Origin of the sequence: Rubricoccus marinus, from assembly GCF_002257665.1 — a bacterium.
GTDB classification, from domain to species: Bacteria; Bacteroidota; Rhodothermia; order Rhodothermales; family Rubricoccaceae; genus Rubricoccus; species Rubricoccus marinus.
Window position 1 is genome coordinate 68,365 of the sequence record NZ_MQWB01000010.1, and the last position, 19,988, is coordinate 88,352.

15 protein-coding genes are annotated in these 19,988 nt (G+C 68.1%); 13 read left to right on the top strand and 2 right to left on the bottom strand.

Going from position 1 to position 19,988, the window contains the following annotated elements:
- Positions 1–12 precede the first annotated feature (12 nt).
- The 9 genes from BSZ36_RS17190 (at position 13) to BSZ36_RS17230 (ending at position 10,387) form a co-directional block, all read left to right on the top strand.
- Complete coding sequence (locus BSZ36_RS17190; protein WP_094551561.1) at positions 13–3,294, top strand: strawberry notch-like NTP hydrolase domain-containing protein; 3,282 nt, start codon at positions 13–15, stop codon at positions 3,292–3,294.
- 143 nt (positions 3,295–3,437) lie between these two features.
- Entirely contained in the window at positions 3,438–3,935 is a 498-nt protein-coding gene (locus BSZ36_RS17195) for a hypothetical protein (RefSeq protein WP_143536969.1), read from the top strand.
- A 151-nt stretch (positions 3,936–4,086) separates the two neighbouring features.
- Positions 4,087–5,055 carry a DUF6166 domain-containing protein gene (locus BSZ36_RS19760; protein ID WP_218827741.1) on the top strand — a complete coding sequence of 323 codons (969 nt, stop codon included), beginning with the start codon at positions 4,087–4,089 and terminating at the stop codon, positions 5,053–5,055.
- Between the two features lie 382 nt (positions 5,056–5,437).
- Positions 5,438–6,130: a hypothetical protein gene (locus tag BSZ36_RS17205; protein WP_143536970.1), complete on the top strand. Its 693-nt coding sequence runs from the start codon at positions 5,438–5,440 to the stop codon at positions 6,128–6,130.
- A 191-nt stretch (positions 6,131–6,321) separates the two neighbouring features.
- Positions 6,322–7,143 carry a JAB domain-containing protein gene (locus BSZ36_RS17210; RefSeq protein WP_218827742.1) on the top strand — a complete coding sequence of 274 codons (822 nt, stop codon included), beginning with the start codon at positions 6,322–6,324 and terminating at the stop codon, positions 7,141–7,143.
- Positions 7,144–7,245: 102 nt separating this feature from the next.
- Positions 7,246–7,551 (top strand): hypothetical protein, encoded by a 306-nt coding sequence (locus BSZ36_RS17215; RefSeq protein WP_094551568.1) that lies wholly within the window; start codon positions 7,246–7,248, stop codon positions 7,549–7,551.
- Positions 7,552–7,600: 49 nt separating this feature from the next.
- Positions 7,601–8,116, top strand: a complete 516-nt coding sequence (locus BSZ36_RS17220; RefSeq protein ID WP_094551570.1) for a hypothetical protein — start codon at positions 7,601–7,603, stop codon at positions 8,114–8,116.
- 5 nt (positions 8,117–8,121) lie between these two features.
- Positions 8,122–9,129: a hypothetical protein gene (locus BSZ36_RS17225; protein WP_094551572.1), complete on the top strand. Its 1,008-nt coding sequence runs from the start codon at positions 8,122–8,124 to the stop codon at positions 9,127–9,129.
- 394 nt (positions 9,130–9,523) lie between these two features.
- On the top strand, positions 9,524–10,387 hold the full coding sequence (locus tag BSZ36_RS17230; protein ID WP_094551574.1) for a hypothetical protein: 864 nt from the start codon (positions 9,524–9,526) through the stop codon (positions 10,385–10,387).
- Between the two features lie 242 nt (positions 10,388–10,629).
- Here BSZ36_RS17230 and BSZ36_RS17235 read toward each other — a convergent pair whose 3' ends face one another.
- Both BSZ36_RS17235 and BSZ36_RS17240 read right to left on the bottom strand, forming a co-directional pair.
- Positions 10,630–11,037, bottom strand: coding sequence for a type II toxin-antitoxin system VapC family toxin (locus tag BSZ36_RS17235; RefSeq protein WP_094551576.1), 408 nt, complete (start codon positions 11,035–11,037; stop codon positions 10,630–10,632).
- 8 nt (positions 11,038–11,045) lie between these two features.
- A complete protein-coding gene (locus BSZ36_RS17240) occupies positions 11,046–11,387 on the bottom strand; it encodes a YegP family protein (protein ID WP_179271265.1) in 342 nt (113 codons plus the stop codon).
- A gap of 551 nt (positions 11,388–11,938) precedes the next feature.
- On the opposite strand from BSZ36_RS17240, the gene BSZ36_RS17245 reads away from it, so the two are divergent.
- The 4 genes from BSZ36_RS17245 to BSZ36_RS17260 all read left to right on the top strand — a co-directional run bounded on the left by BSZ36_RS17245 (position 11,939) and on the right by BSZ36_RS17260 (position 19,983).
- Positions 11,939–12,355, top strand: coding sequence for a hypothetical protein (locus BSZ36_RS17245; RefSeq protein ID WP_094551580.1), 417 nt, complete (start codon positions 11,939–11,941; stop codon positions 12,353–12,355).
- A gap of 548 nt (positions 12,356–12,903) precedes the next feature.
- Positions 12,904–17,463: a T9SS type A sorting domain-containing protein gene (locus BSZ36_RS17250; RefSeq protein ID WP_094551582.1), complete on the top strand. Its 4,560-nt coding sequence runs from the start codon at positions 12,904–12,906 to the stop codon at positions 17,461–17,463.
- A gap of 295 nt (positions 17,464–17,758) precedes the next feature.
- On the top strand, positions 17,759–19,465 hold the full coding sequence (locus tag BSZ36_RS17255; RefSeq protein ID WP_179271266.1) for a S8 family serine peptidase: 1,707 nt from the start codon (positions 17,759–17,761) through the stop codon (positions 19,463–19,465).
- Positions 19,465–19,983 (top strand): hypothetical protein, encoded by a 519-nt coding sequence (locus BSZ36_RS17260; protein WP_094551586.1) that lies wholly within the window; start codon positions 19,465–19,467, stop codon positions 19,981–19,983. Before BSZ36_RS17255 ends, BSZ36_RS17260 begins: the two co-directional genes overlap by 1 nt.
- Positions 19,984–19,988 lie beyond the last annotated feature (5 nt).

The window sequence follows — 19,988 nt, forward strand, 5'->3', positions numbered from 1 at the left end:
CGGCGCGCGGCCGTGCCTCGGCGCGATGCCGCGCCGAAGTGGCCGTTCGCAGATACCCCGCCTCTGGCGGTCGAGGTCGCCTCGGAGACCGCGGCCTCTGGCGCGCTCACCGCGAGCGTTTTCGACGCCTACCGCCCGAGCGTCCGGGTCCCCAGCGCGTGCCCGCATCCGACGCGGCTCGTCGAGTCGGCCGCGATGGCGGCGGCCACAGCGCCCCCGTGTGGCTACCGCCCAGTGCTGCCCGAGCACTTGGTGGCGGGGGGCCGCCTCTCCGACGCCCAACTCGAGACCGTCTGCCGGGCTGGCTCGGCGCATGCCGAGCACCTGCCCGGTGAGGGCGGCGCCTCTGGCGCGCGGCAAGGCTTCTTCCTGGGTGACGGAACCGGAGTCGGCAAGGGTAGGCAGAGTGCCGCGATCATCCTCGACAACATTCTCCAGGGCCGCCGCCGCGCCTTGTGGGTGAGCGAGAACCGCAACCTGATGCGCGACGCCGTCCGCGACTGGACGGCGCTCGGAGGCCCAGCGGACTTCGTGTTCGACCTCGGCGCGTGCAAGGGGCCGATCCAGCGCGCCGAGGGCATCTGCTTCGCGAGCTACGACACGCTCAAGGGCAAGCCCCGCGAACGCGACGGGCGGGAGTCCGGCATCGACCGCCTGGAGCAGGTCGTGGCCTGGCTCGCCGGTGGGGGAGAGGATGGTAGGCCATCCTCCGAGGCCGACTTCGAGGGCGTCATCGTCTTCGACGAGAGCCACAACATGCAGGCAGCCTTAGATCGCCCGGGCGCCAGAGGCGTTCAGAAAGCCTCACAGCGGGCGCTCGTCGGCGTGGAGCTACAAGAGCGGCTCCCGAGTGCCCGCGTCGTCTACGCCAGCGCGACGGGCGCTACGGAGGTCGCCAACCTCGCCTACGCTGCCCGCCTCGGGCTCTGGGGCCGGGGCACGCCCTTCCCGACCGTCGAGGCGTTCGTCGAGAAGGTGTCGGCGGGCGGCATCGCGGCGATGGAGCTCGTGGCGAAGGACCTCAAGTCGATGGGGCTCTACCTCGCCCGGTCCGTGTCCTACGACGGCGTCGACTACCGGACGCTCGTCCACGACCTGGAGGATCACCAAGCCCAGACCTACGACCGCTGCGCCGAAGCGTGGCAGGTCGTCCTCCAGAACATCCAGAGCGCGCTCGAGGTCACGAAGGCCGACAAGTGCGGCCGGGCGCGCGCCGCGGCCTACAGCCAGTTCTGGGGCGCCCACCAGCGGTTCTTCCTCCACGTGCTCGTGTCGATGAGCGCGCCGAGCCTCATCCGCGACATGGAGCGCCAGCTCGAAGACGGCCAGAGCTGCGTCGTGCAGCTCGTGTCCACGATGGAGGCGGCCACCGAGCGGGCCTATGCCAAGGCCGTCAAGAACGGCGAGGATCTCCGGGACCTCGACGTGACCCCGCGCGACCAGCTCCTGCAGTTCGTCGAGGCCAGCTTCCCAACGACCCTCTACGAGGAGTACCTCGACGACGAGGGCCGCGTCCGGTCCCGTCCGGTCAAGAACGCAGCGGGGGACTTCGTCCAGTCGCCAGAGGCCATGGCGGCTCGGAACCGCCTGATGCTGGAGGTGGGAGCCGTGTCCGTCCCGCACGGCGTGCTCGACCAGGTCGTCGCCCACTTCGGCCCGGACGCCGTGGCCGAGGTGACGGGCCGAGGACGGCGGTTCGTCACGAAGACCGTCGATGGCACCCAGCAGGTGGTCGAGGAGCGCAGGACCCGGAGGACGTGCAACGCCGAGGCCGACGAGTTCATGGCGGGCAAGCGACGCGTCCTCGTTTTCAGCCAGGCCGGGGGCACCGGCCGGAGCTACCACGCCGACCTCGCGGCCGACAACCAGCAGCGCCGCGTCCTCTACTGCGTCGAGCCGGGCTGGAGCAGCGCGCGGTGCGTGCAGGGGATGGGCCGGGTCCACCGGGCCAACCAGGCGTGCCCGCCCGAGCTCGTGTTGGTCACGACGAACCTCAAGGCCCAGCGCCGCTTTCTGTCCACGATTGCCCGCCGCCTCGACCAACTCGGCGCGCTCACCAAGGGCCAGCGCCAGACGGCGAGCCAGGGCCTGCTCTCGTCCGAGTTCAACCTGGAGACGCCTCTGTCCCGTGCCTCCTTGCACAACTGGTTCGTGGACCTGTACCGGGGCGAGGGCCGGGCGGTCGCCTCGGGCGTCACGCCGGCGCTCGTGGAGGAGCAGATGGGCATCAAGGTGCTCGATGCCGACGGGCAACTCAACGTGAGCGCCGTCCCCGAGGTGCCGAAGTTCTTGAACCGCCTCCTCTCGCTCCAGACCGGCGCGATGGACGCCGTGTTCGACTCGTGGTATGGGTACCTCGAAGAAGCCACCGAGGCGGCGCGCGAGGCGGGAACGCTCGACGTGGGTGTCGAGACGATCCGGGCCGAGCGGACCGTCAAGACCGACGAGCGGCTGGTCTACACGCACCCCCGGTCCGGGGCGACGACGCAGGTCGTGACGCTCGAGCTCACACGCAGGACCGAGATCGTCGAATGGGACGACATCTGGCGGTGGGCGAAAGAGGCGCAGGGGCTCGGGTCCTGGGCAGGGTTCGTCGTCAACCGGCGGAGCGGGCAGCCCTACGCGCTCTTCCGCGCCGGGAGCCGGACGACCGAGACCGGCCGCGTCGTCGGGCGCATCCGCCGCGTCGGCGTGCGATCCAACCGGCTCATGGACGAGACGGACTTGAACCGGGCAGGGGAGGAGGGAGGCCACCAGCCTGTCCCGACCGACGAGGCCCGGACGCTCTGGGCCGCTGGCGTCGAAGCGGCACCCGAGTTCTACACCGAGCCCGTCCACCTCGTGACGGGCACCATCCTCCCCATCTGGGACCGGATCGCGGGGCACCCGAGGATCTACCGCGCGCAGACAGACGCGGGCGAGCGCATGATCGGCCGCGCCGTCATGCCGGAGCACCTGAGCGCGACGCTCAAGGCGCTGGGAGCCGCGGGCGACCACGTCGACATCACGCCCGACGCTCTGGCGGAGCGACTACTCGCCGGAGCCGAGGCCGACCTCGCAAACGGCTGGCAGCTTCGCCGCCGCCGCGTGGCGAACGAGCCCCGGATCGAACTCCTTGGCCCGGACCTGGCCGCGATGCGCGAGCTAGAGGCCGATGGGGTCTTCGCCGAGGTCCACGCCTTCCGCACCCGATTCTTCGTCCCGACGGGCGAGAGGGCAGCGTACGTCCTCCGGGCGGTAACGGAGCACCGGCCCGTCGTGGAGATCCGCAACGCGATGCGGCGGGCCGCCTGAGTGGCGCCGTTCCGGCGCCAAGGCGCCCGCTGTGAGGCGCCAGAGGCCCATGCCGGGGCCGCTCCCCTTTGGCGAGAAGCGGCTCCGGCACTCGGCCGGAGGTCGCTCGGAAATCCATCGCTCCGAGACTCATGTCGAGATCCGTGCCTGGCCCTGGCGACTTTTGCCACGGGTGCAACCGCTTGCTCTGCCGGTGTCTGCCTGAGCCCGACGTCGACGCGCACTACGAGGCGTCGTACGAGGCTGGGCACGAGGCCTGCCTCGCCGACGGCTACTCCGAGCGCCCGATGACCGAGTGGGTCTACCAGACGGGCTCCCGCGCCAAGTGGGACGCCGAGGCGAAGTGCCTCCGGCATCACATGACGCCGCTTCGGTTCGCCAAGCTCACCTGGCGGCACCGCCACGCGAGCGACTGGGCCTACATCCTGTGGTTCGAGCGGCAGTACGGCTACGACCTGGAGGGCTACCTCGCGGGCTTCGACGACGCCGGCGCCGGTCTGCCGTCGGCCGTCTGTGACGAGCGCGCCCACGCGCGGGCTGAGGCCGCGCTGGATGCCTACGAGCCGGTGCCTGATCCAGAGCCCGAGCCCATCCAGTCGCCGCCCCAAGCGGTCGAGGTCGACGACTGGATGCCCTTCTAGTCGCGCGCGCTAACCCGGCGCTGCGGTCCCCGCTGCTGGCGCCGCATCCGACACGAGGCCCGGTTCGATGCCGGGCTTCACTCCCGTCGCCAGAGGCCCGTGAGCCTCTGGCGCCACCACCCAAACCAGACCGGGGGAGGCCCCGATTCCTATGGCACACCCTGCCCACACCCGTTCAAGCCCCAGAGCCTCTGGCGGCGTTCGCACCACAGCCGGGACGCACATTCCAGAGGCCGACATCCGCACCCGTCAGATCGCGCGCCAGGCCCGCTCCTGGCGCACGTTCGCGGGCGACCATTCCCGGATGCAGCCGGACACGCTGGACACTAAGGCCTTCAACGCCTGCGCCTTCAGCGTCCATCACCGCGCCTCATCCTTCGCCGTCCCCTCGAAGCTCGTCGGCACCTCGCGCCACCAGCCGCTTCTGCGGTCGCTCGCCGAGGACCCGGATGCGACCTGGCTCGCCCTCGACCTCGACGCCCGAGGCGACCACCTCGTCGCCTCGCACGTCGGTCGCGTGCTCGGCCGCGTCCAGCCCAAGCACCTCGGCTGGGTCCGCCCGCTCGTCCCGTTCGGGCTGGCGGTCTACCTCTCCCGCGTGACGGGACGGGGCGAGCGCCGCGCCGAGAGTGGCGCGTTCTACCGACTCGGGTGCAACGTCGCCTTCGGACACGTCGGGGACGCCCTGGCGAGGCTCGCGAACGCGTCCCACGGCGGAGACGGCGCGCCATCGGTGCACAGCCGCAGCCCGCTCCGGCTCGTCGTGCCAGGCGAACCCCGCGTCCGAACCGCCCCCGCCAGAGTCCCCGTCCTTCCCGAGGCCGCGTCGCTGACCGGAGACGCCGAGGACATCGTCTTGTGGCGCACGCTGGAAGGGGAGGCCCACGTCTCAGTCCCTCACGTCGCTCGGCACTCGCCGACTGGGTTCGAATGGGGCTACGGCGGCTCCGGCCCGGCCGACCTCGCGCGGAGCATCCTTCTCGCGCTGCTCGACGAGCCGACCGCTGACGCGCTCTACCAGCGGTTCAAGCAGGACGTCGTGACGACGGTCCCCGAGGCGGGCGGCGTCCTCCGGGCCGCTGACATTCGAGCGTGGGTCGAGCACGCGCGGACTTGCTGAGGAGATCTCGCCGCCGGAGGCTCCGCGCCGGGCCTCTGGCGGAAGAGGGATAGACGGAGCGGGGCTCCGACGTCACGCCCTCCCGGCGGCGACTCCGCGCCGCCGAGAGGAGGGGGGCGGGGTGGTGGCAGCGGTTTGTGGAAATCTAGGCGACGGCCGGACAGCGTCAAGGTCGTCGCCCCCGTGCTCGCGCTGCGACGAGCAAATCGGAAGACCGATTTCCCCGACGGTCCCTCCGCGCGAGGGCGCTCCACCTTGACTCAACCGCGCCGACAAGCGGCGCTGTCCGGCCTTACGCCTGCTGGCTTTTTAAGCCGCTGGCTAGCGGGGGCCACTCGGGTCCCCGGGCACGGTGGCTGTCACAGATCCCATAGGTCTCGTTATGCCCCGCACGTACTCCCGTCCGCACTACGCCCAAGCCCGTACCTGGTACCGGTTCGCCTGCTGGCTCCGGCGCGCGTCCTGCCCCCAGTTCCATCCGCACCTGATGAAGGAGGACGCCCTGAGGGCAAGCTTTCGGCTCGGCAGCCGGTCGATCATCCTCCCATCGCGCCTCCAAGACTGCGAGGCCGCCGGGCTGGCCCGGCTCGCGAAGCGCGCGGAGGCGGGAGACACCTATCCGGAGCTCATCGCTCGGATCGCCCAGGTCGATCCCGACGACGCATCGGCCGACGAGGTCCACCTCTTCCTCGAAGTGGCCGACCGGACGGGCACGCATACGGAGAAGCACCTCCTGGGCAAGCTGCCGCCGGAGGACGCGCTCTGGGTGGCACCCTTGATTCGGCTGGAAACGGACGCCTACGGGACCGGCCCGGTCCTGCGGTACCACGTCACCGGAGGCCAGAACGACGAAGTCCACATCGCAATCAGCCGGGCGCACGAGGCCGCATCGGCCTGGCTCGACTGGGCCGACGACCGGAAGGCCTGGGCCGAGGCCCACGCCGTCGCTGACGAGAGCCCGTACGCCTACCGGGCCACGTACCGAGACACCGTCGCGCCGGGCGCGAGCTACGGAGCCTTGCTCTACGGCACCGACCCATACGCCGCCGGATACGGCGGCTGCGAGACCGAGTAGCCCCGAGCGAGCCATCAGCCCGGCGACCGCGTGGGTCGCCGGGCTTCTTTTTTGCCACAACAGCGAAAGGGCAGCCGCAGAGGCGCCCCCACCGACCGCACGGTGTGCGTCGGCCGACGGGGGCGCTCCCACCACGGCCGGACGTGCCCGTGCGGAGCGATCTGCGGACCCCAACGGCCGCCCCAATACTCATGGTGAACCCCGACGCCTCTTCGTTCCCAGCCGCTCTGACCGCGCTCAACCTCCGTGTGCTCCGCGACATCAAGGCCAAGATGCCGGGCGACGGCGACCGCACCCACGGTGCGCCCGCTGTGCCCCAGCCCGCCCTCAGCCGCCGCGAGCGCTACCACGCCCGGCGGCTCGCCGCAGGCGGGCGGCTCCGGCGCGTCGAGACCGACGCGCCCTGGTTCAACCGGCGGACCGTGCTCTACGGCTCCGTTGCCGAGCCCTCGGTGGCCGACCCTCGATCTGTCGTCCGAGAGCCCGCGCTTGCACTCCGTCAGACCGAGGTCCACATCGATGGCGCCGCTCGCGGTGCCTACCGCGACGCGCTGTTCTCCGGCGTCCCGATCTACACCACCCGGCTCGTTCGCGAGCGGACGTTCTCGTTCCCGACGCGCGACCAGGTCCGCTCGCCGGCCGATGCGGCGGCCGTCCTCGCCGAGTACTTCGCCGACCGCGACCGCGAGGAGTTCGTCGTCGTCTTCCTCGACACGGCGAACACGCTGACCGGGCTCCACGTGGCATCTGTCGGAGGGCTCGCGGCGTCGATCGTCGAGCCGAGGCAGGTGTTCAAGGCGGCCGTGCTGGCGAACGCCGCCGCCATCCTCGTGGCCCACCAGCACCCGTCTGGCAACCCGGAGCCGAGCCGGGAGGACGTGGCCGTGACGCGCCAGCTCGTCGAGGCGGGGAAGGTCATGGGCATCCCCGTCCACGACCACCTCATCATCACGGACCGCGGAGAGGACGGGCGGCCGTCCTACACGAGCCTCGCCGAGCGTGGGCTGGTGTAGGGGTGGGGGAGGGGGGACGCTGCCGGGCTCTCCCGGCGTGGGGGCGCCTCGCGGCGAACGCCCCCACGCCGGGGGACCCCTCGAATCAGCCTCTTCGCTGCTATGCCTGCACCTGCTCCTCCGAGCGAACGCTCGCGCACCGCCCGCTTCCTCCTCGGCCACGTCGTCGCCACGCCCGGCGCGCTCGACCTCGTCCGCACGCACGGGCTCGACGTGCTCGACCTCGTCCACCGCCACGCCTGTGGCGACTGGGGCGACGTCTCCGAGCACGACGCCCAGGCCAACGACCGCTCCGCCCAGAACGGCACCCGCGTCCTCTCGGCCTACGAGACCCGAGGCGGCAAGCTCTGGGTCATCACCGAGGCCGACCGCTCCGCCACGACGGTGCTCCTGCCCTCCGACTACTGATCCAGCGTGCCTCGTCGCGCTCCACTCACCCATCAAACCACGCCTCGCCATGACCCGCATCGTCATCCTCCTCGCCCTCACGCTCGTCTCGCTCCTGGCTGCGCCCGCCGCCGCCGCCCAGGAGCCCTACACCCTCCCCAGCGCCACCGTCCAGGAGTGGCAGGACAAGCCGCTCACGTGGCGCAGCTACGGGCGAGGGGACCTCGCCCCAGGCGGCACGCTCTCGGCCACCGCCACGCTCTACGGCAACACCAGCCGCCACGACAGCGACGAGCGGTCATACAGCGTCGTGCTGGTCCAGGGCGAGGGCAACCGCGCGCCCATCACCGAAGACGCGAAGTATCTCGCCGAGATCATCGGCCGGGACCTCGGCGTGTCGCCGACGCGGCTGGCCTTCCTCTTCCGCTTCGCGGTTGCGCCGACGTGCGGCGCAGAGGACACCGACCGGCCGCTCACCATCCGGGCCACGTTCCGGCTCTCGTCGTCGGGCAACCTCGTCTCGCCCTCGTGGCGTGTGCTCTCGACCGAGGAGGTCGAGGACTACACCGACCGCCAGCTCCGGTAGCGACCATGACCAGGCACGACAAAAAGGTGGCGTGGAGCCGGTTCGTCTACGCGCTCACGCGGGCGTGCAGCGGTTTCTCGCGCCGGTTCGGCCACACTCCGGCCCAGGCGCGGGCGTTCGTGGCCGTGCTCGCGCTGCCGGCGCTCCGCGCCCGCGCAATCGCCGCTGCCGACGCGTGCGGCTACCGAGACCCGGCCGACCAGCTCTTCGCCATCGAGGCCGTCGCCTTCGTGCTGGCCGAGCGGTTCGACGAGTGGCACACGGCCGAGGCCGCGCACCCCGATCTCGGCGACGGCGACCCGGACAACCCGGTCGTGGCCGCGGTCTACCGCCACCGGCCGGGCCGGGGAGGGGAGACCGAGAGCCTGTACATCGCCACCTTCTCCGAGACCGTGAGCGGCTACGGCTGGGGACGGAGCCGGATGGGCGAGCTCGTCGGTTTCCGTCCGGTCTCGTCGGACCTCAGGGCCGTCACCGGCCCTCTCGACCCGCGCCGCATCGGGTTCGTCAACAACAGCCCTCGGACGCGCGCCAGCCGGGGCTTCTTCGCCCGGACGTGGATCAAGGCGCTCCTCCCGCCCGAGGCCCGGAGCGCCGTCGGTCAGGCGCGACGAGCGCGCCGCCGCCGCAAAGCTGCGCTGGCAGGCCTCCCGTCCCGCCTCGTCCGACTCGACGGCCAGCCTGGGCGGCCGACGCACAGCGTCCAGCCCGAGGGGCACGCCGAGCCCCTCCCCGAAGTCTTCCACGCGACGACCAAGCGGGACCTGTTCCTCGCCTCCCTCGACCCGGCCACGCTCGCGCTCATTGAGCACTACGTCGGCCGGGACGACTTCTGGCGGATCGCGACGGGAGACCTCTACCCCGACGAGCTCGCGGCCACGCTACGCGTACCTCGGGCGGGTCCGGGCGGAATCGAGGAGCCCGGCGGCATCGCCCGGCACCGCGCGCTCGCGCGTCACCGCGCCGAGCGCCAGCGTCGCGAGGCCCAGGGCCAGACCGCCCTGTTCGCCTAGCCGCATCGCGAGCGAGAGCCTCTGGCGCGAGATCGACCGGGGCCTCCTCGCTCGTAGCGACTCCGGCTCTGCCCGGCGCGCTTCTCCGCGTCCCGCTTCCGTCCAGCTCTGTCCACTCGCTGAGGCCGATGACGGCCCCCTCGCTCCCGACGCCTCCCGTTGCGCGAATGCTCGCGCAAAGCGCGTCGCGCCTCGCCCGCCCGGCTCCGCCTCCCCGGCATCCTGACACCCAGCCGCAGACCGCGAGCGGCCAGCGGCTGCCCCGTTCGGGGGAAGCATCGAATGCTCCCTCATGCGACGACCCGACCCGCCAGGGCCGGTGGGCGGCGGCCGGAGGCGTCCGCCCGCCGACCCCGGCGGCTCTCTGATCTGTTCCGGCACCGCCAGCCGTCCCATGAGCACCACCCCAGACGTTCCTATCGACGACCTCCCGGAGCGGTACCGCTCGCTCCTCGTTCGCTTCGACGCCGTCCGTCCTGACTGCGCCCGCGTCGCCCGGCTCGCGATTGCGCGGGGAGAGCGCACCAGCCAACCCTATGACGCAGCCTTCCTGGCGTCGCTCGTCGAGCGCGCCGAGCGCCAGACGCCCGCAGACCCGTCTCAGCGCACGCCAGTCAAGCCCGAGCCCTACACCGAAGCCGACCTCCGCCGCCACGTCGAGGGCACCTTCCGCCGCCCCGCAGGACTGTGGCACGCGCTGACCGAGTCTGAGCCCCACGTCGTTCCCACCGTGCTCGACCTCGTTGCCCAGCTCATCGGCCGCCTCGCCTCGTGGGGGCTCCACGGCCGCGACGTGCGTGCCTCGACGCGCGGCCCCGAGGGCGAACAGCCACCCAGCGACTACGGCCGCGCCGTCGGCAAACTCACGACCGGCGCCGCCCGGCTGGCGAAGGACCTCGCTGACCAGAAAGCCGGTCGCGACTCCGATGGCACCGCGCGCCGTCTGGCCCGCGACCAGGCTGCGTTCGAGAGCGCCGTCCAAGCCGCGCGCAGGCTTCTGCGTGGTGGCCCGCTCGTGCTCCCGACCGCACCCGTCGAGCGCGTCGGCACCTACCGCTCCTGGTGGGCCGTCACCGGAGGCCCAGGCGCGCCGCGCGGAAAGCGGTTCGGCATCAAGCACGGCTCCGTCTCGAAGCGCTTCGCCGAGCGCGACGACGTGCTCGGTCCCTTCCCAACGAAGCGGGCGGCCACCGACGCGGCGAAGCGCGCTGTAGCCACTCCGGATGACTGCCGGATCGGCCTGTTCGCCAGTCCCTAGCGGTACGATCAGGCACCACCGGCGGCAGCGACTCGGGAACGGCCGCGGGCCTTATTACATGCGCCCGAACCGAGCGATGGCGTTCGAGCGATTCGTAGCGCGGGGCGCGCCTCTGGCGCCAGAGGCTCAGTTCAGGATCGGGATGCTGAAGGAGTACCCCACGCTGTGGGTGCTCGGCACATTGGTTCGCGATCTGTCCATCGGTCCAGCCGACGCTCCGTCTCACCTACCTGTCTCGTCGGTCAGCACGGCAACACGACCACCCCATAGAGCTCGAATACCCGGTCCGTCGTAACTACGAACAGTCCCTCGCAGAGCGCCTGGGCGATGATCAGACGGTCGTCCGGGTCCTTGTGCCCATCGTACTTCCGACTGTTCGCGTGGTCTACCTCCGAGAACTCTCCCTTTAGCAAGCCGTGCTCCGCGCGGACAGGGAGCTCCGTGAACAAGTCTCGCGCCGCCGGGAGTAAATTCGATGAGGGGGCTGTCAGCTTGCCAATAGCCACCTTGCGAGCGATCTCCCACACGCTGACCGGCGTGAAATACACCTCGTTGTCCGGGTCCTCAATCATTGCCCGTGCTGGGGGCGACAACACGCCAGGGTCGCTCAGCGCATAAATCAACGCGTAGGTGTCCAGAAGGAGACGCATTCCCTCGATTAAGGCTGGATACCCGCTGCGAGGTCGCCCACCCTGCGTGCAGCTTGTACGCAGGCATCCTTGCTGGCATACCCGTCGGCCGATTCTGCTAAAACCTGACCATTCGCGGCTCTTAGCGACCAACGCCAGTCACCCGAACCAGAGAGGTACACGACGAAGGCAGGCGCTTCAATTTCGCTCCCCGAAACCAGGACAGGAGCTCCAGACACCGACGCCACGAAAGCCGCCACTGCGCGTTCAGCGGCCGCGCGGCTGCGAAACGTCTGCGCAGAGTCGGCAATGATCCTTCCGTTAAGAGCCACAAACCGCCATGTCGTGTCTCCCGAAAGCGTCTCGAACACGTCTACGCGAGGGTCCGGTGCGAGCGTCTCCTGGAGCTCTTCGGATGGAGGGACATACCATTCTCCCTTAAGCGGGCCGAGGGCACGGCGGTCTGAGCGGGGAGTGTCTGCGGACATAAGCGTGCGGGGTTCCTTTCACACGCCTCTGTGATGCTCAAGGTCCTGGTATCACCGGCGCCCCGAACACCGGTTTCTCAGTGGCGGAAGTCGCCAGAGTCCTCTTCTCAATGACGGAGCCTGGTAGTACCCGTCCTCTGGCGCGCGTCAGTGCGGCGGCGAGCTACCGAACTGTCTCTGCTCACAAGGCAGATTCGCCCGCAGGCGGCTGCGATCCCGTGTAGACCTCACGCCGCCAGAGGCCTCTGGCGCTATACGAGGACGTTCACAAGCACATCAGCTCGCAAGAGGCAGGTGAAAGGCTACGCGCGTAGCTCCACAGCTACAGACGCATCCGCGTACAGCTACAGCCGAGTCATACGTTGAGCCACGTCGCCTCTGGCGCCTCGCGCCTACTCTTCTCGACGGCTGCACACGCCCGCCACCACACCGCCATGACACGCCTCAGCCGACTCGCCGCCTTTACGCTCGCGTACTTCGCCGTCCTCGCCGGGTGCGACAGCCTCGGCCCGCCGCCGACGGCTCCGCCGAACCCGGGCGGTGGCCCGCAGACCCGCGTCGTCCGGCTCACGCTCGACCCTGACACCGTGGCTGTGGGAGACACGACGCTGATCCATGTCGTCATCACGGACAGCCTCGATACCCGGTTTCGATATCTATGGGGGATGCAAGAAAGCACAATGTTGCCTGTAGACGGCCGTCTCGACGGGCCCCGTATTCGGTTTATAGCTCCACGCACCTCAAATGAACCTGGTCGTGTGTCAAGCGCTGGGGCGAGCGTCCGCATCACGAACGACACGCCGGGTACGCGGAGCGTGGTCTACTCCTTTTCGATCCCAATTCTGAACTAATGCGCCTCTTTACCCTCGCGTTGCTATTCGCCTCTGGCGTCGTCTCTTCCACCGTTTCGGCTCAGTCATCGTGGCGGCTCCCGCCGAGCATGCCCAACGACCGTCATTACGATGATCGGTTTCCATCCACCCGGCCAATGCTGTCAATGAGCGGGTTCAGTCGGACGGACGGGAAGGCCCATGGTGTGAAGCAAGTGCTAGACCTTGCTTTTGGCGTGAGCACGGGTACGAGAGACGATGACACAAATCGTCTCTTCGAGCAAATTGCACGCGATGCGGGGGAAGACACATACCAGCACCCTGACATTGACCGCTGCAACACGACATGGGAACCGGAGTGCATTCTGGAAATGAATGGGGCACATCTGGAATCTCAGGCATTTGTAGCGTTAATGACGTTTGTGATTTCGCTTAACGATGGGGACCGTCCTGGCGAGCCAAATCTCTTTACGGATACTGAGCTTGACCGTCTCAATGCTAGCTCGATAGTATTTCCTCGATTTGGGGACAACGGCAGGGTCGATCACATACTCGCCCGCCAGAGGCTCATGGCGACGCTCCGTCGCCTTGAGACGCTCGCGGGTGGGGACCGGGAGTTCATCGCCATCTACGATGACGAGCTGAGCCCGTTCAAGGCCTTCAAGTCCACTGCCGCCGTGGCACGTGCCCTCGACCTGTACTGGGCTCTGGAGAATGGCTACATCTGGGCGAATGCGAACGGCTACTCCAGCCTCGACTACCCCGTTAGCATGCTCCTCACTCGGAGTGAGACGGAGAAGTGGGCGGACGAGATTCAGTCCGGCGTCCAGCACATGTGGGGGGGGACCCTCAAAGATGGCGGATTCATCGCCGACATAAACAACCATGAGGTGCAGGCGGGCAACTGGCCCCTCCTGGGGTTCATGGGTGCCGCCTACGGCGTCCTAGGCCTGAAGGACGGGGCCTGCCTCTTCCACAGCGACGAGACCAATAACCGTCTCACGGGCCCCTCAGACAGCACGACGGTCTCCTCAAAATCATCGACCTACCCTGGTCCTGAGAACCTCTCTGGATGCGAAGAGGTGCTGGACGTCGCTATACGCCACGCGAGCCGCAGCTACGGTACGTACTACGACTACCTCGGCTCCAAGAAGAAGCGGATGTACTACTGGGCCTTTCAAACCGCCGAAGGGGAGCGGTTGTGGGCCGAGGGCGCCTACTACTTCGAGTACATGCTCACCACTGTGCTTCCTTACTGGCACGCTATGCGCGCGGCGGGCGCTTTAAACCGCGTCGCGCCCGATTACGACCCGACCGACCCCTTCACTGACCCCCGCGTGCTAAATCCTCTCCGCTGGCACGCGGACCTCGTCACACCCGACGCCCGGACGGTCCCCCTCGACGACGGCAACCGTCTGCTCATGCTCTCGTCGAGCCTGTTGCGGTGGGCGCCAGAATACGGCACAGCCGACATCGGACAGAGGTACGCATGGATCCACGACGCCACGACGCAGCAAGACGGCAACGCTGCCGACTGGCTCCACGTCCAGGAGATCGCCATTCCCCGCCTACAGCGGCCCACCAACGGCGCTACTCCCGGACGTGTCGCCCCACCCACGAGCATTGCCAACCAAGCCGGTGACGAGCAGCAGGTCGTGCTCCGCTACTCCAGCCTTGACACGAACGGGCAGCCCACCAATGCGTGCCAAACGCCTATGCTCGACGGGACGAGAACGGGCGAGTGCCACTTCCTGCTACTCAATGGCGAGCACGGTGCAAACAAGGAGGAGAACCTCGTAGGGATCCACGAAGCCACCAGCTCAGGGGAGGGGCACGAGCAGGCAGATCCCCTCCAACTGCTCTACTCCATCGACGACCATCACTACCTCGACGATACGGGCTACACAAGTGCACCGGGATGGGGTGGCCTCGATGATCGGTACAGCAACGGTGAGTGGAGTTGGTACTACGACCACAGCGTGATGTGGGTTGGCGAATGCGATAGCAACGGATCGTGCAACATCCACCTACCCAACGGAGGAGTTCAGCCGCCGTGGCAAAACGAGTCCAACACGAAAAAGAACTCCACCCAGCGCGGCGTATTCCGGCTCTCGCCAAGCTCTGGGGGCGCCACAACCGGCGCTCAGCTCTCCGACGAAGGCCCTGTTGTGGCCCTTGGTGGCACCGTCGCTCTCCAGCATGAGCCGGATTGCTTCGTTGGGAGCGGCACTCACAGCTGCACGTTCGATAAGATGACCGCCGACGTGAGGCGAACGACGCTGTTTGTCAAAGGAGCGAACCCGTACCTCATAGATATCAACCGAGGTGTCGTCCCGCCGACGGGCAACTACGACCGCAGTGAAAGGCTGCGCTTCTACGCGAGCTACTTTATTGGCACGGACCAAGAGCACCCTGCAGGCGGATTGGGTCCTGGCAACAACGGCTACGCGAACCTGACGCGATTTGACCAGATCGCAAGCGATCCGGAGCGCAGCTTGGAGCTGTACGTCTCCAACCTCGAAACGAGCGTGGACTACGTAGACGACTCGGCGCCTCCTCCTGCCCGAGCGCTCCGCCTCGCCCGTTTCATGCATTACTTCGGGGCGTTGCCGAGCGGGGATGCGGGAGATCCTGGCCTGAACTTTCCCAACGTTACAGCAAACCCCGAGCGCACCGGGAAGCCGGTGCCGCTGCTGACGGAGACCTACATGAAGTCCCTCCCTGAGAGGATCGGGACGGACCACGAAACATTCGTTGCCTTCCTGGCTCCTTGCGAGTTGAGCCAGACGTGTGCCGGAGCGCGTCCAGCACACACGGCTCCAAGCCCCGGAGCTACCCTCTCGTCTCAGTATTATGCCCGTCCTACCAGCGGGGTGCTTGGTGAGGAGTACCTCGATGTTGTGGTCGTCCGCTCTGCGAGGGTCTATGCACAACCGTCGACGCGCGCCAGCGTCCAGCACGCTATCCCCGAAGCGGGAGGTCACGTCGTTACCCTACCCTCTGGCAATGACGAGGGGTTCGTCCGGTTCAGGAAGTACGGCTCGTACTACGCGACCGACCCGGGGAGTATCTACAACCTCACCGTAGACCCCGACGCCTTTCTCACGCCTCACCACGACGCATACCTCTTTGGCGGGAGCTACAGCAACGATGTGTTCGCAGGGGGCACGTACCTCGAAGAGGAAACCACGCTCACCGTCCCACAGGGGGGCATCGTCCGCGTCGTGGATGACTTCTCGACGGGCGTGCTCGGAACCGTCCGCGTCTACGGTACCCTCATCGTTGAGCCGGGCGCGGTCCTCGATGGCGTGCGGCTTGACATCAAAAGTGGGGGGCGGGTCGAACTCCTCGCAGGCGCCGAGCTCCGCCCAGGCAGCAGCGGTACCACTACGGTCAACAGCGGCGGGACACTGGAGAGCTACGGGAGCGCGTCCGAACCCGTGCAGATCTTTGGCACGGGGTCCGTGTCCGGCCCAGCGCTTACCGTCTGGAGCGGGGGCACCGTGAAGCTCCGTCACACCGTCGCGCAAAGTTTGGTCGGGCTCCGCGTCTACGGTGGCATTCTAAAGGGGGAGCATCTCGCCGTCCGCGGCTCGGCGCAATCCGGTATCACGGTCATCAACGGGGGAGAGGTCTACCTCCAGAATGCGGAGGTCTCCGGTAGCCTCGGCGTCGGCTCCTCGCTGGGACACGGCATCAACGTCTCCGAAGGGGACCTTATCGGAGGATGGAACGGCACCGACGTTTACACCAATGCGGGCTTCCTCCCTCGCCCCTCCACGACGGCCCCGAGCGCGCTGAAAATCACCGGGAACCCGGGCTTCGGCATCCGGGCCGACTTCGGCTCGTGGGCGAACGTGGGCTGCCAGAACTGCTCGCCTCCCCCACGCAACTGCGGCGGTGGAGGCACAATCCCAGACGATCCTCCAGGAGCGTTCACGAAGGGGCCAACGCTCCCCCCGGGTCCGCTGTACGGTGGTCGGAACTCGGTTCACGGCAACGGGCTCGGCGCCTTCGAAATCAGAAACGAGTTCGGCGCTGTGGCCGAGAGCTCGTGGTGGGGGCAGTACCCTTCAAACGCAACGCATTTCGTGGAGGCAACCGGAATGTGCAACGGAATCGGGCACCACCCCGAGCTCACCACCGAACCGGCTACTGGCTCCGGTCACCTCCTCGGAGCGGATGAAACTGCCTCGGCGGGTGCCAAACGGGAAGGCGCGGAACGTGTCCTCGAGGCGTCCACCCGTTTCAACCCCGCTGAGGTCCTCGCGAAGACCGCCGCGGCTGCCGCTCGGTCTTCCAGCGTAGAGCCTCACGAGCGGCAGCGCGAGGCTATGTACGAATCCGGCGTGAGCTCGGGGTCGGGCCGCGCCAGCGGCGTCAGCAATCCCAATCCGGCAGACTCCTTGATGGCCGCCCTCGCACGGGAGTACGCGCTCGCAGCGAGGGCCATGCGGCGTGAGGACGGACCGCAGGTCACGGCCCGCGCTCTGCTCGTCGTAGCGCAAACCCCCACTCACCCGCTGCGACGCCTCGCTGGCGCCTTCCGAGTCCGTGACCTCGCGGCCTCTGGCGACAGCGAGACGGCCGTTCGAGAGGGGCGCCGCCTGCTAAACCAGAGCCCGTCCGGCACCGGGTGGTGGGACGACATGAGGCGCGAGACTGCGTGGGCGCTCCTGGGCGCCTACCTCACCAACGGCGACGAGACCTCGACGGCTGACATGGAGCACGCCCGCAGCATCGTACGCTTGCTAAAACAACTTGGCGACACCGTAGCCCTCGCGGGCGAGCTCGATCTCCTCGTAGGCGAACCCGATACCCCAGGCTCCGACGATGCGCCTGTGGCGAAAAGCGAACAAACGCTGAAGGCCACCCTCAGCGTGGCGCCGAACCCATCGCGAGGTGCCGTCGAGATCCGACTCAGCGTCGCAGAGACCGCACCCGTGCGAGTCTCCGTTGTGGACCTCCTCGGCCGGGAGATCGCCGTCCTCACCGACGGCGAACAAAGCCCCGGCGCCGTCCGGCTCCGCTTCGACGCGTCGTCGTACGGCTTGGCGCCCGGCATCTACGTCGCGCGCGCCGCAGTAGGGAAGGCCCTCGTCGTGCAACGCTTCACCGTCCTTCGATAGGCGGTCCCACAGCCCTCCGTTCTCTACCTCGTTGATACCCGTGCGCCTCAGAAGCTCGCTTTGCCTCCTCGCCCTCGCTGTCCTCGTGGGTTGCGACACGTCCACGCCTGACGGCGATCTTTCAAGGGCGGAGCCCGCCGCTGTAAACCTCGATGCACACGGGTGGAGCGCCATGAGCGCGCCAGTCTTGTGGGAAAAACTTCAGGTCGGCGGCGCCCAAGCGATCGTCGGATTCAAAGAGCCCGGGCGGGGACGTGGCGTCGTCAACAGACGCGTCGTCGTCTCCAGAGAGCGGGTGCATAGCGCCCTCCAGGCGCTCGGCGCCCACGCGGGGATCACCGTCGTAGACACGTTCTCGACCATCCCTGCAGCCGTGGTGACGCTCGATTTCCCCGAGTCCATCGAGGCCATCCGCGCGCTCCCCTTCATCGACTACGTCGAGCCCGCGTTCGACCCGGAAGGCGCAGAGGCTGCGAAGTCCGCCTCCAAGTCGAGCTGCGGGAGCTCCTCGTCGGGAGGATCGCCCCAAATGGACATGGCGACCACATCCTATGGAGACGTCCTGTACGCCCGCCTCCCCGACCTCGGCGTTACCTCCGCGTGGAACGTGGCGGACGGAGCGGGGGTGGAGGTCGCCGTGCTGGGGACGGGCGTGAGCTCCCGTGCGCCACAAGTTAACGGCGAGTTCGTCGGAGGCCAAAGCACGTCGCCGTCGCGGCAGATCTCGCGCACGTGGACGGGCAGTTGGTCCACGACTCCGGAATGGCACGACGACTGCGGCCACGAAACCAAAATCATTGGGACGATCGCCGCTCCACGAGACGGTACATCCATGTCTGGGATCGCATACAACGCCTCCATTTACGCCATAAAGACAGACAACGACGTCATCCTCGGGTCCGTCTTTGGCGGCAACCTTGGGCGCGTCATCGACGGCATCGAGCTCGCGGCCCCCCGGAGCCCCATCGTCAACATGGCCTTCGGCACGAGAAGCCGGTACCAGAGCGTCACGGACGCCATCGAAGTCGCGTACGATACCTACGATACGTTGTTCGTCGGCGCCGCCGGGACGGGGATCTGCGAGGGCGACGGTGGACCGCTATTCCCCGCGCGGATGCCCGAGGTCGTCGCAGTGGCGCAACTCCTCGATGACGGGAGCGTGAAGTGCTGGGCACCGCAGGTGTTCGCGATCCCCGTCGATCGAGCGTTCAGCCTTGATCCAGACGTCTATTCCAATCAGTTCGAGGCCTCTAGCGGGAGCTCATTCGCCACGGGGGTGTTTTCCGGAATGGCCGCGTTGCTCTTGGGCAAAGGCTACTCGCGCAGCCAGACAATCTATCGCCTCCGCGCGTCTACGTTCGCGCTCATTGGCAGTTACGACGATGTCCCCGACATCGCCCACGCGCTCGGACTGGTCTCACGTGCTAGCCTATCCGGTCCTTCTCTCGTCACTCGGACCGGTGGTTACACCTATTCCGTGACGCAGGAGAACGCACCGGGCACGGCGTCGCTCGCGTACGCGTGGGCTCCCAATGGCGCCGCGTCGGCCATCACCACGGTCCAGTTCACGCGGCAACCGGGTCCGGATAGGCAGGTGAACGTGACCGCTGCCGTGACGCAGAACGACCCCTCGTTCGGAGAAGCCGAGCTCCCCAGCGCGACGGCCACCAAAGCCGTCACCGTACGGGGCCTCGGCACTACTATCTCCGGGCCCTCTTGCGTGGCACCTGGCGCGACCGCCCGTTACACGGCGACTCGTCAGAGCGGCACGGCTCCGTGGTCGGTCGCGATTCAAACCAACACGCCTTGCGAGGGCGATTTCAAAGAGACCTGCAACAGTTGGGAGGGGCTCCCGGCGCCCACGCTGCCGGGCACCGAGGTGTACTACAAGGATATATCGCCCTCGCAGTCCTTCGCCGTCCGTTCTCGCGCGACAGACCCCGACATCAGCGCCACGTCGGTCGTGATCAACGTCAGCGTGTCACCCAACTGCCAGTTCTAATGCGAAACCAGCCTGCATTCTCTACGCGCACGCTCCTCCTTGCCCTGCTGCTCGCGCCCGTCGGAGCGTTTGCCCAGGAAAGCATCATCGTTCTCGCCACGCCAACGCAGACGGAAGCGGCCGGCCCCGGAGGGGGCGCGGTGGCTCCGGGGAGTATTGGAAACGTGGCGCTCCAGGGGACCGCCTCGGGAGTGGGGTATGTCGTCTTCGCCGCTGGGGCCTACGGGCTTATCGCCGTTTTAGACCCCGAAGCGGTCAACGACGACGGCCCCTCCGCGCGCGCGCTGCTCGTAGCGGCTCTTGGCGGCGCCGCTGGGGCGGGCGTCGGGGCGTACCTCGGAGGCGGTCGTCGGGGGAATGCCTGGGTCGACATCGGTGGAACGCTCCTGGCAAGTGGGGGCTACACGCTCCTTTTGCTCGCCCTTGACTCCGTGACCGACGCCACGGCCCCTGCCGTCATCGGATTGCCCATCATCAGCGTCGGCGTGAGCGTCGCCCTGGATCGGTTCGCACGGTAGGGGAG

Bases quoted from the DNA above. Each gene is read 5' to 3' on its own strand.
- BSZ36_RS19760 (WP_218827741.1), top strand. From the start codon at position 4,087: ATGGCACACCCTGCCCACACCCGTTCAAGCCCCAGAGCCTCTGGCGGC.
- BSZ36_RS17205 (WP_143536970.1), top strand. From the start codon at position 5,438: ATGCCCCGCACGTACTCCCGTCCGCACTACGCCCAAGCCCGTACCTGG.
- BSZ36_RS17210 (WP_218827742.1), top strand. From the start codon at position 6,322: ATGGTGAACCCCGACGCCTCTTCGTTCCCAGCCGCTCTGACCGCGCTC.
- BSZ36_RS17215 (WP_094551568.1), top strand. From the start codon at position 7,246: ATGCCTGCACCTGCTCCTCCGAGCGAACGCTCGCGCACCGCCCGCTTC.
- BSZ36_RS17220 (WP_094551570.1), top strand. From the start codon at position 7,601: ATGACCCGCATCGTCATCCTCCTCGCCCTCACGCTCGTCTCGCTCCTG.
- BSZ36_RS17225 (WP_094551572.1), top strand. From the start codon at position 8,122: ATGACCAGGCACGACAAAAAGGTGGCGTGGAGCCGGTTCGTCTACGCG.
- BSZ36_RS17230 (WP_094551574.1), top strand. From the start codon at position 9,524: ATGAGCACCACCCCAGACGTTCCTATCGACGACCTCCCGGAGCGGTAC.
- BSZ36_RS17235 (WP_094551576.1), bottom strand. From the start codon at position 11,037: ATGCGTCTCCTTCTGGACACCTACGCGTTGATTTATGCGCTGAGCGAC.
- BSZ36_RS17245 (WP_094551580.1), top strand. From the start codon at position 11,939: ATGACACGCCTCAGCCGACTCGCCGCCTTTACGCTCGCGTACTTCGCC.
- BSZ36_RS17250 (WP_094551582.1), top strand. From the start codon at position 12,904: ATGGCGACGCTCCGTCGCCTTGAGACGCTCGCGGGTGGGGACCGGGAG.
- BSZ36_RS17260 (WP_094551586.1), top strand. From the start codon at position 19,465: ATGCGAAACCAGCCTGCATTCTCTACGCGCACGCTCCTCCTTGCCCTG.